We start from the raw sequence: 14,743 nt of genomic DNA, 5'->3' as shown, positions 1-14,743 counted from the left end.
TTGGTGAAAACATGAAGCGTTTTTTTGATCTAGTACTGAGCCTCTTTGCCTTGCTCATACTCTTGATCCCGATCTTGCTTGTTACGGTGGCAGTTAAATTGACGTCAAAGGGGCCTGCACTGTATTGGTCTGACCGCGTAGGGGTGAACAACGTATTGTTCAGGATGCCAAAGTTTCGCTCAATGCGAATTGGTACGCCTGCTGTCGCCACGCATTTGCTGCTCGATCCGTCTAAATACTTGACGCCGATTGGCAACTTTCTTAGAAAGTCCAGCCTCGATGAGTTGCCTCAGCTGTGGAGTATCATCGCAGGTGATATGAGTTTTGTAGGACCAAGGCCCGCGCTTTTTAATCAGGCCGATCTGATTGAGCTGCGTACCGAGCAAGGCGTACACCTCATCCGTCCAGGTCTCACGGGGTGGGCGCAGGTCAACGGCCGTGATGAGTTGCCCATACCGGTTAAGGTTGGCTATGATGCTTTTTACGCGAAAAACATGAGCGTTCTTTTCGACCTTAAAATCTTGTTTTTAACAGCTTTGAAGGTCATTAAACGTGATGGTGTTTCACATTAATACCGTACCAAGTGTTTGATTGGCCGATTCAGGTTGATTATGCAAAGTATGTTTTTTGTTCTGCGTTGTAACGCGATCAACAAAAAATTTTTGATCTGACGCATAGGCGATAGGTGAGTCATGATAAACCGGTTGCGTACGTGGCTATTAAAATTGCCTCGTCATCAAAAACGACTGATTCAGGTATTGGCAGACGTCATACTCGTATTTTTGGCGCTGTGGATGGCTTTCTTAGTCCGTCTCGGAATCGACGAGATGGTCAACCCGGTCAAAATGCACTTATGGTTGTTTCTGGCGGCGCCGGTGGTTGCGATACCTCTGTTCATTCGCTTCGGTATGTACCGCGCTGTCATGCGTTATTTTGGCAATGATGCGTTGGTCGCAATCATCAAGGCCGTCAGTCTTTCTTCTTTAATCCTGGGTGTTGTTGTTTATTGGTATAGCAATCATCAGAACGTGGTGCCCCGGTCGATCATTTTCAACTATTGGTGGTTGAGCTTGATCATGGTCGGTGGCTTGCGTTTGACCATGCGTCAGTACTTTTTAGGTGATTGGTTTGCCGCTGCCCAACATGTCCCGTTTACCAGCCGGGACGACGGTCTTTCACGCGTCGCAATCTATGGTGCCGGCGCGGCGGGGAATCAACTTGTGGCAGCGCTTCGTATGGGGCGAGTGATGCGCCCGGTTGCGTTCATTGACGATGACGCGTCTATTTCGGACCGTGTCATCTCGGGCCTCCAAGTCTATAAGCCCAAACATATCCAGAGGATGATCGACGTCACGGGCGCACAAGAAATTCTCTTGGCAATCCCGTCCTCCAATCGCGGTCGGCGCCGGGAGATTCTCGGTTTTCTCGAAGGTTTTCCGCTCCACGTTCGTAGCGTCCCGGGGTTTATGGACCTGGCCAGTGGAAGGGTCAAGGTTGACGATATTCAAGAGGTCGATATTGCGGACTTGCTGGGTCGTGATTCGGTGCCTGCGCAAGGCGATTTGCTTGAGCATTGCATCAAGGGGCAGAGTGTCCTTGTCACGGGTGCGGGTGGCTCGATCGGTTCAGAGCTCTGTCGGCAAATTCTGGAGCTTAAGCCTAAAACCTTGCTCTTGTTTGAGCACAGCGAGTTCAATCTCTACAGTATTCTTTCAGAGTTGGAACAGCGTATTACTCGTAAATCGCTACCGGTAAAGCTGCTACCCATCTTGGGTTCAGTAAGGGACCCGTCAAAACTGCTGGATGTCATGAAGGCCTGGCGGGTGGATACCGTTTACCACGCTGCCGCCTATAAGCATGTACCCATTGTTGAGCACAACATCGCAGAGGGTGTGCTGAACAATGTTATCGGCACGCTGAACGCGGCGCAGGCGGCGGTTCAAGCGGGCGCATCGAATTTTGTATTGATTTCCACCGACAAGGCAGTGCGCCCAACAAACGTGATGGGCAGCACCAAGCGACTTGCCGAGTTGACGTTGCAGGCGTTGAGCCGCGAACCTGCCCCCGTGCTGTTTGGGGACAAGTCCAACGTGTCGCGGGTGAATAAAACCCGTTTTACGATGGTTCGATTTGGCAATGTATTAGGCTCCTCCGGTTCGGTGATCCCGCTGTTTCACAAGCAGATAAAGTCTGGCGGACCGCTGACGGTCACGCACCCGAAGATCACCCGCTACTTCATGACCATTCCTGAAGCGGCTCAGTTGGTCATCCAAGCGGGTTCCATGGGGCTGGGCGGAGACGTGTTCGTGCTGGATATGGGGGAGCCGGTCAAGATCGTCGAACTGGCTGAAAAAATGATCCATCTGTCAGGGCTGAGCGTGCGGTCCGACAAAAATCCTCACGGCGATATTGCCATTGAGTTTTCCGGTTTGCGGCCGGGCGAGAAGTTATACGAAGAGTTGCTAATCGGAGACAATGTTGTTGCAACGCAACATCCGATGATCATGAGCGCTAACGAGGACTACTTGCCGTGGGAAGTGTTGAAGGTCAAGCTTTCTGAGTTGCTGGCCGCAGTCGATCAAGACGATTTCGGCCGGGTTCGCCAGTTGTTGCGCGACACCGTCAGCGGTTATACGCCGGATGGGGAAATTGTTGACTGGATATATCAGCAGCGTCGGCTTGAACCATGAGTTTAAAAGTTACAACTTTACGGGTGAGTCACTCTGCCCGAATAGAAAAACACACGCTGTAACCGACTCACTTTTGACTCCCTCCAAACATCACCTAAGTTAGAAAGGCAGCTTCGGAAAGCTGCTTTTCTTCTACCGATGTCATGGAGCGTCACCTATGCAAAACACCTATATCTCTTCCCTGATCTTTGCCTTCCTCACGAGTGTCTCCGTCGCCACCACCGCAGCCCCGTCCGTCAAACCCGAAGTCCCAACGCCTATCGTCGCCCAGATGGCGAAAGTTGAAGAAACGACCAAGGTCAATCTGAACACGGCCGACGCTGAAGTCCTGCGCCGCGATCTGTTCGGCATTGGCGCCGCCAAGGCCAAGGCGATCGTCGCCTATCGCGACAGCAATGGGCCTTTCACTGCGGTAGACGAGTTGCTGGAAGTCAAAGGTATCGGTAAGGCATTGTTGGAGAAGAACCGCGACAGGTTGGCAATTAATTAAGGCTGTAAACCTTGCTCAAAAGGCCGGTCATTGACCGGCCTTTTCTTTGTCTGAGATTTGAGCTTTCAAGTTCTCGCGCACAACTTTCATGATCCGCGTCGCCAACGCTTGGCTCTCTACGCTCCTGGCCAGCACCAGTGCCCCTACCAACGTCGACATCAGTACCAGGCTTCGTTCGTTGGCATTCGCGTGAACCAACGTTGATTCAACCTGCCTTAATCGCGCTTCAAGCACAGCATCTGTGGTCGGGCTCTGCTGTCCCCTCAGGCCCAATTCCGAAGACATGGTCGGTAGCGGGCAGCCTTCAGCGGGAGAGGTCTGGTGCCATTCAGACAGGTAGTTGTCTATGAATGCATCCAGCGGCCGTGCCTGGCTGAACAGTGTTTCGCAATGCGCGTCCAGTTCTGCAGCCGCAGCCTGCAGGGCCTTTTCCACCAGATCATCCTTGGACTTGAAATGCGCGTAAAAGCCACCGTGCGTCAGATCGAGTGCCTTCATCAGGGGTTGCAGGCCGGTCGCGCTGATGCCGTCGCGGCGAAAGCGCATTGAGGCTTCCTTGATGATGCGTTGATGAGTCTGGGCTTTATGGTCTGCTGAATAACGCATGGGGCGGCCTCGTGGACGAGCGGGCATGTTAACGGAGTTAAGCTTTTTTACCCATCTACACATCGTTCAGCGGTACTGGCATGAAAAGTGATTACATCTGGTTCAGGGATTGTTCAACAATCGTGAGGTGGTGATGACGCTCAGCTTGTCTCTGGCGGATCAGATTGCACGTGAACTGCGTGCCGACATCATTGGCGGGCGGCTGTTGCCCGGCATGGCGCTGGTCGAGGTGGATCTGGTCAAAATTTATAACGCATCGCGCAATACCATTCGCGAGGCCTTGCACCGTTTGGGGCAGGAAGGGCTTACCCGTTATGTGCGCAACAAAGGCGTGATGGTGCGGCGACTGGAACGAGATGAAGTGCGTGACCTGTTCGTTGTACGCCGAACCCTCGAATTGCAGGCTATCGCCCAGAGCGGTGGGCTGACGGATGCTCAGTCCGAGCACATGCAAAACGCAATCGAAGCCACCTCCCTGGCCAGGGAGCGTGAAGACTGGCGCGCGGTGGCGACTCACAGCCTGGCGCTCCACCAACGGATTGTCGGATTGATGCGCAGCCCGCTGTTTGATGAATTTTTCGCCCAGGTGATTGCTCAATTGCGCCTGGTGTTTTGCGCGGCACCCGATGAGCAGCGTTTCCAGTCGCCCTGGCTGGAGCGTGACCAGGAGATCTACGCGTTGCTGGCGGGCGGCAACAAAGCGGCTGCACAGGAGGCGATGAGCCTGTACCTGGACGATTCCGAACGCCTTTCCCTGGCCTTGTTTGATCACCCTTGATGGAGGATTGCCCCATGTATAAAGACTACCCGGCCGCTTACCAGGTCAGTAAAGGTTCTGCGCTGCAGGTTGATACCGCGTTTTATGAGCGCATTCGTGAGCGTGCGGACCAGCGCACATTGATCGAGCAGTTCGAAGTGCCGATCCGCACGGGCAGGGCGTGGAAGGTGCCGGCTGGGCATGTGTTCCGTGTTACCACGCCGGTTGGGCCACAAGTGGGTGACTTCAATGTGTGGAATGCCAACGATCCTCGCGAACGTCTTTGGGCTGCGCGCACCCGCCAGTTACAAGGCGCACATGTCAGCACTCATGATCGACTGTGGTCGAACCTGCCGTTTCTGCGGCCGCTGGTGACCATCACCGATGATAGCCTGGCGAGTTATGGCATCGACGAGCATGGCGGACGCCTGCACGATTTGCTCGGCACGCGCTGCGATCCGTATGTGAATCGCATGCTTACCGGCGAAGACTTTCATCACCATTGCCACTCAAACCTGACGCGCGCGGTGCTACCCCACGGCCTGACGGAGTTCGATGTGCATGATGTGTTGAACATTTTCCAGTGCACCGGCCTCAATCACGACGACATGTACTTCATGAAAGCCTGCCCGGCGCAGAAGGGCGACTACCTGGAGTTTTTTGCCGAGATTGACTTGCTCTGCGCTTTATCGACGTGTCCTGGCGGGGATTTGTCGCTGCCGATGTGGGGGCCGGACGCGCAGGATCCGTTAACGGTGTGTCGCCCGTTGGGTGTGGAGATTTATCGCCTGGAGGAGGAGTTGCTCAATGGCTGGAGCCAGCCTGAGCGTGCTGCCTACAAGGGGCAGCACGGATTGCATATTGCCAAGGCGGCGTGGGAGTAGCGGCAGCTTCAGCGGTCCTGGGCGTCCTTTGAGTCTGCCTGGGCGTTGCGCTCGGCCACGCGTTTGCGTTGTTCGTCGGTGAGTTCCACCTTGTTGGCGCTGTCACGCAGCATCAATAAACCACCGACGATCGAACCGATCGCGACCACTAAAATCAACCAGGCATACCACGGCATAGGGCTCTCCTTGAGGCAGCAAATCGTGGGGAAATTTCCCACGGTAATAGCTGCTTTGAGTAACGGGCTTTCTTAGTAGTTCATTGTAGGCCCGTTATGCTCCAGTAGCCTCAGAGCCCCGTCAACATCGCATCGGCCGGTGCGTCGGCGCGGTCCTGCGCGGTCAGTTGGAAGTAGATGAATCCCACCAGCATAAAGCCCAGGAAGATCAGCCCGATCAGCGCGTTGAACCAGGCCATGGCCACCAGGCACACCACCGCCAGCATCAGCGCAATGCCCGGCACAATCGGGTAGCCCGGCGCACGGAAGGTACGCTCCAGCAGCGGCTCGGTCTTGCGCAGTTTGAACAGGCTGAGCATGCTCATGATGTACATCACGATGGCACCGAACACCGCCATGGTGATCATCGCGGCGGTCAGCGTCATGCCGCCCAGATTGATCAGGCCGTCGCTGTAGATGGCGGCGATGCCGACCACACCACCGGCGATAATTGCCCGGTGCGGTGTCTGAAAACGCGACAGTTTGGCGAGGAAGGAGGGCAGGTAGCCGGCGCGCGCGAGGGCGAAGAACTGGCGTGAGTAGCCCAGGATGATGCCGTGAAAACTCGCCACCAGGCCGAACAGGCCGATCCACACCAACATGTGCAGCCAGCCGGAGCTGTCGCCCACCACGGTTTTCATCGCTTGCGGCAACGGGTCATTGATATTCGACAGCGTGCGCCAGTCGCCCACGCCGCCGGCAAAGAACATCACACCCATGGCCAGCACCACCAGCGTCAGGATGCCGCTGATGTAGGCTTTTGGGATGGTGCGCTTGGGGTCCTTCGCTTCCTCGGCAGCCATCGCTGCACCTTCGATGGCAAGGAAGAACCAGATGGCGAAAGGAATGGCCGCAAACATCCCGGCTATCGCCGGCGCGCCGAAGGTGTCGGACCCGGCCCAGCCATTGAGGGCGAAGTTGCTGAAGCTGAACGCCGGCGCTACCACGCCCATGAACACCAACAGTTCGGCGACGGCGAGCACGCATACCACCAACTCGAAGGTGGCCGCGAGTTTCACCCCAAGAATATTCAGGCCCATGAAGACGATATAGGCACCGACGGCCGCGTGTTTGGGGTCGAGTGCCGGAAACTGCACATTCAGATAAGCGCCGATGGCCAAGGCAATTGCAGGCGGGGCGAAGACAAATTCGATCAACGTCGCCAGGCCTGCGATCAAGCCGCCTTTCTCACCGAATGCGCGACGGCTGTAGGCAAATGGGCCACCTGCGTGAGGAATCGCCGTAGTGAGTTCGGTGAAGCTGAATATAAAGCAGGTGTACATGGCGGCGACCATCAGCGAGGTCACCAGAAAGCCCAACGTACCGGCGACGCCCCAGCCGTAGCTCCAGCCGAAGTACTCGCCGGAAATCACCAAGCCGACGGCAATGCCCCACAGATGCAGGGTGCCCAAGGTGGGTTTGAGTTGTGTATTCATCGTGTTGCTCTCCCTGAACCGTTTGGAATGATTCAAGGTGTTGCAGCGGCCATGCCAGTGCGCCATTCATTGTCGTAAAGACGCCGAACTGTCGTCGAGGAGACGGTTTGGCGTTTGAAATCTTCTGTCATTGCACCAGTTGAGTGCAGGGGCGTTTGAGCTGCCGTCATCGCGGGCAAGCCCGGCTCCCACAGGTAACCGCAATCCCCTGTGGGAGCCGGGCTTGCCCGCGATGAGGCCCCAACAGCCTCCATCGACCTCTGTAAACCCCGCATAAACCCACTCTTTACGCCGTCTTTACGCCCGGCCCCCAGCGTCGCTCTCGTTCCTTTACGCCACTCCTGCGGACAATTGCCTCACACGCGGCAATCGCCGCAAAACGGAGAGACTTCCATGAGCGTTCTGGACGGGGTGTCACTGCTATTGGCCGTGGCGCTGTTCATTTATCTGCTGGTTGCGCTGTTACGCGCGGATCGGAACTAGGAGCAGGCTATGCACAGTTATGACTATTGGCTGATCATCGCCTTCTTTGCCGTGGTGCTGGTGCCGGCACCGTTCCTGGGAAGGTTCTATTACAAGGTGATGGAAGGCCAGCGCACCTGGCTCACGCCGGTGCTCGGCCCGGTTGAGCGCGCGTGTTATCGCCTGTCCGGCGTGGACGAGCATCAGGAACAGAGCTGGCAGAAGTACACGCTGGCGCTGTTGGCGTTCAATCTGGCCGGTTTCGTGTTGCTGTTCGCTGTGCTGTTGTTCCAGGAATACCTGCCACTGAACCCGCAGAAATTGCCGGGTCAGGAATGGACGCTGGCCTTCAACACCGCGGTCAGTTTCATGACCAACACCAACTGGCAGAACTACAGCGGTGAAGCCTCCCTGAGCTACCTCAGCCAGATGATCGGCCTTACCGTGCAGAACTTCGTCAGCGCCGCCACCGGCCTGGCTGTGCTGGTCGCGCTGTGCCGTGGGATCGGGCGCAAATCCACCAAGACCCTGGGTAACTTCTGGGTCGACATGACCCGCGCTACCCTCTACGGCCTGTTGCCATTGTGCCTGGTGTTCGCGCTGTTCCTGGTGTGGCAGGGCGTGCCGCAAACCTTCGCGCACTACGTGAACGCCGTGACGATGCAGGGCGTGGACCAAGTGATCCCACTCGGCCCGGCGGCCAGCCAGATTGCAATCAAGCAGTTGGGCACCAACGGCGGCGGGTTCTTCGGTGTCAACTCGGCGCATCCGTTTGAAGACCCGACGGCGTGGGCCAACCTGTTCGAGCTGTCGGCAATCATCCTGATCCCGGTGGCGTTGGTGTTCACCTTCGGTCACTACGTGAAGGACCTGCGTCAGAGCCGCGCGATTCTGGGCTGCATGCTGGCGCTGTTCCTGATCGGCGGCGCGACGTCGATGTGGGCCGAATACCAGCCCAACCCGACTCTGAACAACCCAGCGGTTGAACAAACCGCACCGCTGGAAGGCAAAGAAGCGCGCTTCGGCACCACCGGCACAGTGTTGTGGTCGGTGGCCACCACGGCGGCGTCCAACGGTTCGGTCAATGGGATGCAAGACAGCCTCAACCCGCTGACCGGCATGGTGGCACTGGTCAACATGATGGTCGGCGAAGTGATCTTCGGCGGCGTCGGCGCCGGTATGTACGGCATGTTGCTCAACGTGTTGATCGCAGTGTTCCTCGCTGGCTTGATGATCGGCCGCACCCCGGAATACCTCGGCAAGAAGCTGCAGGCCAAGGAAGTGCAATTGCTGGTCGTGACCTTGCTGGTGATGCCAATCGGCACGCTGGTGCTGGGCGCCATCGCTGCCAGCCTGCCAGGTCCGGCGGGTGCCATCAGCAACCCCGGCCCGCACGGTTTCAGTCAGCTGCTGTATGCCTACACCTCGGCCAGTGCCAACAACGGTTCGGCGTTCGGCGGTTTCAGTGCCAACACCGCGTTCCACAACCTGATGTTGAGCCTGTCGATGTTGCTGGGGCGTTTCGGTTACATCCTCCCGGTACTGGCCCTGGCCGGCAGCCTGGCGATGAAAAAGACCGCTCCGATTGGCCAGAACAGCTTCCCTACGCATGGCCCGCTGTTCGTGACCCTGTTGACCGTGACCATTTTGCTGGTGGGCGGCCTGACTTTCCTGCCGACACTGGCACTGGGCCCAATCGCTGAACATCTGAGCATGGGCTTCTGAGGGATATGAAAATGAATATGCCTGCAAAAAATGCGGCCCCGGTGCACACCCAGGAGCCCGCCAAAACCGCCATCTCTGCCTTGTGGCGCCCGGCGCTGGGCCAGGCGTTCGTCAAGCTGGACCCGCGCCAGCTGCAACGTTCGCCGGTGATGCTGGTGGTCGAACTGACCGCCATCCTCACCACCGTGTTGTGCTTCGTGCCCGACACCGCCGTGCCGACGTTCGTCGCCGTGCAGATCGCCGTGTGGTTGTGGTTCACCGTGCTGTTCGCCAACTTCGCCGAAGCCTTGGCCGAAGGTCGCGGCAAGGCCCGCGCCGACAGCCTCAAGGCTGGCAGTGAAGGCCTCAGCGCACGTCGCAAGGAGGCCGACGGCAGCTTCAAGGTTGTGCCGGCCACCAGCTTGCGCAAAGGCGACGTCGTACGCGTCGCCGCCGGAGAAATGATCCCCGGTGACGGTGAGGTCATCGAAGGCATTGCGGCGGTCAACGAGGCGGCGATCACCGGCGAGTCCGCGCCAGTGATCCGCGAGTCCGGCGGCGACCGTTCGGCTGTCACCGGCAACACGCGGCTGGTGTCGGACTGGTTGCTGATCCGCATCACCGTCAACCCGGGCGAGTCCACGCTGGACCGCATGATCGCCCTGGTGGAAGGCGCCAAACGCCAGAAAACCCCCAACGAAGTCGCGCTGGATATCCTGCTGATCGGCCTGACCCTGATCTTCCTGCTGGTGGTGGTCACCCTGCAGCCGTTCGCGCACTTCGCCAATGGCAGCTTGCCGCTGGTGTTCCTGGTCGCACTGTTGGTGACGCTGATTCCTACGACCATCGGCGGCCTGTTGTCGGCCATCGGTATCGCCGGCATGGACCGTCTGGTACGCCTCAATGTGATCGCCAAATCCGGGCGCGCGGTGGAAGCGGCGGGTGACGTGCATGTGTTGCTGCTGGATAAAACCGGCACCATCACCTTTGGTAACCGTCGCTGCGCGGCAGTGATCGCCGCGCCTGGCGTCAGTGGTCGGGATTTGGCCGAGGGTGCGCTGCTGGCATCGCTGGCGGACGACACCGCAGAGGGCAAATCCATCGTCGAATACCTGCGCGCCTTGCACCCGCAGGCTGAGCCGACCCTGGACCAACTGACCTCGGTGCCCTTCAGTGCTGGAACGCGTTTGTCCGGTGTCGATTACGAAGGCCGTGTGTTCCGCAAGGGCGCGGTGGATTCGCTGCTGGCGTTTATCGGCCAACAACGCCGCGACCTGCAACCGGCACTCTCGCGGGAAATCGACAAGATCGCCCAAAGCGGCGGCACACCTTTGCTGGTATGCGCCGACGGCAAATTGCTCGGTGCGATCCACCTCAAGGACGTGGTCAAGCCTGGCATCCGCGAACGGTTTGCCGAGCTGCGCAAACTGGGGATTCGCACCGTGATGGTGACGGGCGATAACCCGCTGACCGCTGCGGCGATTGCTGCCGAAGCCGGCGTGGACGATGTGCTGGCCGAAGCCACGCCAGAGAAAAAACTCGCGCGCATTCGCCACGAACAGAACGACGGTCGTCTGGTTGCCATGTGTGGTGACGGCGCCAACGACGCCCCGGCACTGGCCCAGGCCGACGTCGGCATGGCGATGAACGACGGTACCCAGGCGGCGCGCGAGGCGGCCAACATGGTCGACCTCGACAGCGACCCGACCAAGCTGCTGGACGTGGTGCAGATCGGCAAGGAACTGCTGGTGACGCGCGGCGCGCTGACCACGTTTTCCATCGCCAACGACGTGGCCAAGTACTTCGCGATCCTGCCGGCACTGTTCGCCTCGATCTACCCGCAATTGGGCGTGCTCAACGTGATGCATTTGCAGAGCCCGCAGAGCGCGATTCTCTCGGCCATTGTGTTTAACGCGTTGATCATTGTGGTGCTGATCCCGCTGGCGCTGCGCGGTGTGCGCGTGCAGGCGGCGAGTGCGGCGGCGTTGCTGCGTCGCAACCTGCTGATCTATGGGCTGGGCGGGATTGTGGTGCCGTTCGTGGGCATCAAGGCGATCGACATGCTGCTGACCGCGCTGCACCTGGTTTGACCCGATTCCTGGGGGCGCCACGTCGGCGCCCACAGGCTGCAATGACTCACGTGAGGAATCTGAAATGTCCACCATGATCCGCCCGGCCTTGAGCCTGCTGGTACTCATGACCCTGATCACCGGCGTCGCCTACCCATTGGTGGTGACCGGTGTCGCGCAAGTTGCTTTTCCTGACCAGGCCAACGGCAGCCTGGTGCGCGATGCCGACGGCAAAGTGCGCGGTTCCAGCCTGATCGCCCAGGATTTTACCGGTGATCAGTGGTTCCATCCGCGCCCGTCGGCCGGCGCATTTGCGACGGTTTCCAGCAGCGCGAGTAACCTGGGCCCAAGCAACCCGGCGTTGGCAACGCGGGTTTTCGATGATGCCAATAAACAACTAGTGCCAGGCCAGGGGCCGGTGCCGTTGGCATCGCTGACTACCTCTGGCAGCGGTCTTGATCCACACTTGCCTCCACCGGCGATTGCCTATCAACTGGCGCGGGTGGCAGCCGCACGAAATGTGCCGGTGGCAACCCTGCAGCGCTTGCTGGATGAGCACATCGAAAGCCCGTTGGTGGGGCCGCCGGTGGTGAATGTGTTGGCGCTGAACATGGCGCTGGAAAAGTTGTAAGTAGTGGTGCCGTCATCGCGGGCAAGCCCGGCTCCCACAGGGGAATACATTCCTACTGTGGCAGCGGGCTTGCCCGCGATGGCGGCCTGAAGGACTCCAGATAAACACCTGAAGGAACCGCAAAGCATGAGCGACTCCGGCCGCGCCGACGCCCTCTTAGCCGATCTGCCCCGGGACGGCCGTGGCCGGCTCAAAGTCTTTCTCGGCGCTGCGCCGGGCGTGGGCAAGACCTACGCCATGCTCCAGGCCGCCCATACCCAGCTGCGCCAGGGCGTGCGGCTGATCGCCGGGGTGGTCGAAACCCACGGCCGCGCCGAGACCGAGGCCTTGCTCAGCGGCTTGCCGCAGCAACCGTTGGTGCGTACCGAATACCGCGGCGTGATGCTCGAAGAAATGGACCTGGATGGCCTGCTCGCCGCCAAGCCCAAGCTGGTGCTGGTCGACGAACTGGCCCACAGCAACGCCCCCGGCAGCCGGCATGAAAAACGCTGGCAGGACATTCAGGAACTGCTCGCCGCCGGCATCAACGTGTTCACCACGGTCAACGTCCAGCACCTGGAAAGCCTCAACGACCAAGTGCGCGGGATCACCGGCGTGCAAGTGCGCGAAACCCTGCCGGACTGGGTGCTGCAAGAGGCAGACGAGTTGCTGCTGATCGACCTGCCATCGCGCGAGCTGTTGGAGCGTCTGCGCGACGGCAAGGTGTACGTGCCGGAGCAGGCCCGTGCGGCCATCGACGCGTTTTTTACCCAGACCAACCTGATGGCCCTGCGCGAGCTGGCGATGCAGACCGCCGCCGCCCACGTCGATGACGACTTGGCCCAAGGCTATCGGCAACTGGGCCAGGCTGCGCCGGCGGTGCGCGGCCGCTTGCTGGTGGGCGTGGATGGCGATGCGCAGGCCGAACGCCTGGTGCGTCACGCCAGCCGCGTCGCTCAACGCCGACATTTGCCCTGGAGCCTGGTGCATATCGACAACGGCCGCGCGCGCGATGAGCAAGCGCGCCTGCGCCTGCAAAACGCCCAGCAACTGGCCGAGCGCCTCGGCGGCGAAGTGGTGTTGTTGCGCGCGGGCGAGGTGGCGAAGACGCTGATCCAGCATGCCGCCGAACGCCGCGCGAGCCTGCTGCTGGTAGGGCAGTCGCGCATGCGTTGGCGGCGTCGGTTGTTCGGCGGTGGGTTGGCGGCGCGCTTGCTGCGCAACGCGCGCGGTCTGGAAATCAACGTGCTCGACAGCGACGACATGCCCGCACCGCCGCGACTGCCGGATGTGCGCGGGTTGGTGTGGTTCGATTATGGCCTGGCAGTCGTTGCGACGATCGTGGCGGCGGCGTTGGCCTGGGCGGTGGCCAGCGTGTTGCCGCTGCCGAACATCTCGCTGGTGTTTCTCGCGGCGGTATTGCTGGTGGGCGTGCGCAGCAGCCTGGGGCCGTCGCTGGTGTGTGCGGCGCTGTCGTTTCTGACCTACGATTTTCTGTTTATCCCGCCGAACTTCTCCTTCGCCATCCAGCGCGAGGAGGACGTGTTGACCCTGCTGTTCTTTCTGCTGATGGCGGCGTTGACCGGCAACCTGGCCGCACGTCAGCGTCGGCAGCTGCAGGCCTTGCGCGATACTCAGGAAGAGACCAGCGAACTGCTCGACCTGTCGCGCAAACTCACCGCCGCCACCGATCGCCAGGCGGTGATCAGTGCGGCGGCCCATCATCTGGAAGGCTGGAGCGATATGGAGCTTTGCCTGGTCAACCGGGACGCGCATGGCGACTGGCAGGTCGAGACCGGTTCCGCGCTGAACCTCACCGAATCCGAACGCGCCGCCGCCGATTGGGCCTGGCAGCACGATCAACCGGCCGGCATGGGCACCGGCACGTTGCCGTTCGGGCGCTGGTGGTGGTGGCCGCTGTCGGGCGAGGAGGGGCCGCTGGGCTTGCTTGGCGTGAGCCCCAAACCGGGCCTGGATCTGAGCGGGCAGCGTCGTCGCCTGCTCACCGCATTGAGCCAGCCGCTGGCCCAGGCGTTGGCGCGGGCGCAACTGGCGCAGGAGCTGGAATCGGCGCGTCTGCACGGCGAAACCGAACAACTGCGCAGCGCCTTGCTGGCCTCTGTATCCCACGACCTGCGTACGCCGTTAACGTCGATGCGCGGCAGCATCGACAGCCTGTTGGCGCTCGGCGAGGCGATTCCTTTGGAGGATCGCCGTGAATTGCTTGAGGGCACCCGCGATGAAGCCGAGCGCCTGGACCGCTATATCCAGAATTTGCTGGACATGACACGCCTGGGCCACGGTGCGCTGAAACTGGCGCGTGATTGGGTTTCGCCCGGCGATATCGTCGGCAGCGCCCTTGGCCGTTTGCGCGCGGTGCTGGCGCCGCTGCAGGTCAAGACTGACGTGCCGGCCGAGCTGCCGTTGCTGTATGTGCACGCCGCCTTGATCGAACAAGCGCTGGTCAACGTGCTGGAAAACGCCGCGCGTTTCTCACCCGCCCAAGGCCGTTTGGAGGTGAGCGCGGGCGTGGCGGATGACCAATTGTTTTTTGCGGTAGCCGATGAAGGGCCGGGGATTCCCGAAGACGAGCGCGCGAAGATTTTCGATATGTTCTACACCGCCGCCCGCGGTGATCGCGGCGGGCAGGGCACGGGCCTGGGCCTGGCGATTTGCCAGGGCATGGTCGGCGCACACGGTGGGCGTATCAGCGTCGCCGAGGGCATTGAAGGGCGGGGCACGTGCATCACCTTGTTCCTGCCGTTGCCGACTCAGCCTGGCCTGGAACGCGAGGCTTGAGCTACCCTCTTTTTTTCACGG

Annotated in this window: 13 protein-coding genes; 10 read left to right on the top strand and 3 right to left on the bottom strand. The window is 60.0% G+C overall.

All coding sequences use genetic code 11. The features are described from left to right. The first annotated feature begins 11 nt into the window (after window positions 1-11). The 3 genes from AACW30_RS19780 (at window position 12) to AACW30_RS19770 (ending at window position 3,180) form a co-directional block, all read left to right on the top strand. Window positions 12-572 carry a sugar transferase gene (locus tag AACW30_RS19780; protein ID WP_106576857.1) on the top strand — a complete coding sequence of 187 codons (561 nt, stop codon included), beginning with the start codon at window positions 12-14 and terminating at the stop codon, window positions 570-572. A gap of 120 nt (window positions 573-692) precedes the next feature. Then, on the top strand, window positions 693-2,690 hold the full coding sequence (locus AACW30_RS19775; protein ID WP_200623126.1) for a polysaccharide biosynthesis protein: 1,998 nt from the start codon (window positions 693-695) through the stop codon (window positions 2,688-2,690). Between the two features lie 157 nt (window positions 2,691-2,847). Then, a complete protein-coding gene (locus AACW30_RS19770; RefSeq protein ID WP_200623124.1) occupies window positions 2,848-3,180 on the top strand; it encodes a ComEA family DNA-binding protein in 333 nt (110 codons plus the stop codon). A gap of 27 nt (window positions 3,181-3,207) precedes the next feature. Here the strand turns inward: AACW30_RS19770 and AACW30_RS19765 are convergent, their stop codons facing one another. Further along, a complete protein-coding gene (locus AACW30_RS19765; protein WP_200623123.1) occupies window positions 3,208-3,786 on the bottom strand; it encodes a TetR/AcrR family transcriptional regulator in 579 nt (192 codons plus the stop codon). 133 nt (window positions 3,787-3,919) lie between these two features. Between AACW30_RS19765 and AACW30_RS19760 the strand changes: the two genes are divergently transcribed. Beyond that, on the top strand, window positions 3,920-4,564 hold the full coding sequence (locus AACW30_RS19760) for a GntR family transcriptional regulator (RefSeq protein ID WP_200623331.1): 645 nt from the start codon (window positions 3,920-3,922) through the stop codon (window positions 4,562-4,564). Window positions 4,565-4,578: 14 nt separating this feature from the next. Further along, on the top strand, window positions 4,579-5,427 hold the full coding sequence (locus tag AACW30_RS19755; protein WP_119739307.1) for an urea carboxylase-associated family protein: 849 nt from the start codon (window positions 4,579-4,581) through the stop codon (window positions 5,425-5,427). 8 nt (window positions 5,428-5,435) lie between these two features. Here AACW30_RS19755 and AACW30_RS19750 read toward each other — a convergent pair whose 3' ends face one another. Both AACW30_RS19750 and eat read right to left on the bottom strand, forming a co-directional pair. After that, a complete protein-coding gene (locus AACW30_RS19750; RefSeq protein ID WP_083359476.1) occupies window positions 5,436-5,603 on the bottom strand; it encodes a DUF2897 family protein in 168 nt (55 codons plus the stop codon). A gap of 110 nt (window positions 5,604-5,713) precedes the next feature. Then, window positions 5,714-7,078, bottom strand: coding sequence for an ethanolamine permease (gene eat, locus AACW30_RS19745; RefSeq protein ID WP_200623122.1), 1,365 nt, complete (start codon window positions 7,076-7,078; stop codon window positions 5,714-5,716). Window positions 7,079-7,471: 393 nt separating this feature from the next. Between eat and kdpF the strand changes: the two genes are divergently transcribed. From kdpF to AACW30_RS19720, 5 genes are all read left to right on the top strand, one after another. After that, window positions 7,472-7,561: a K(+)-transporting ATPase subunit F gene (gene kdpF / locus AACW30_RS19740; protein ID WP_003218754.1), complete on the top strand. Its 90-nt coding sequence runs from the start codon at window positions 7,472-7,474 to the stop codon at window positions 7,559-7,561. A gap of 9 nt (window positions 7,562-7,570) precedes the next feature. Continuing rightward, entirely contained in the window at window positions 7,571-9,265 is a 1,695-nt protein-coding gene (kdpA, locus tag AACW30_RS19735) for a potassium-transporting ATPase subunit KdpA (protein ID WP_106576852.1), read from the top strand. Between the two features lie 11 nt (window positions 9,266-9,276). After that, complete coding sequence (kdpB, locus tag AACW30_RS19730) at window positions 9,277-11,334, top strand: potassium-transporting ATPase subunit KdpB (protein ID WP_442793489.1); 2,058 nt, start codon at window positions 9,277-9,279, stop codon at window positions 11,332-11,334. Window positions 11,335-11,398: 64 nt separating this feature from the next. Continuing rightward, window positions 11,399-11,944 (top strand): potassium-transporting ATPase subunit KdpC, encoded by a 546-nt coding sequence (gene kdpC, locus AACW30_RS19725; RefSeq protein WP_106576850.1) that lies wholly within the window; start codon window positions 11,399-11,401, stop codon window positions 11,942-11,944. Between the two features lie 126 nt (window positions 11,945-12,070). After that, window positions 12,071-14,722 (top strand): sensor histidine kinase, encoded by a 2,652-nt coding sequence (locus AACW30_RS19720; RefSeq protein WP_200623120.1) that lies wholly within the window; start codon window positions 12,071-12,073, stop codon window positions 14,720-14,722. Window positions 14,723-14,743: the final 21 nt, after the last annotated feature.

Source organism: Pseudomonas sp. MF6747, from assembly GCF_963890955.1.
In the GTDB taxonomy this organism is placed as follows: Bacteria; Pseudomonadota; Gammaproteobacteria; order Pseudomonadales; family Pseudomonadaceae; genus Aquipseudomonas.
This window is presented reverse-complemented; position numbering and strand designations above follow the sequence as displayed.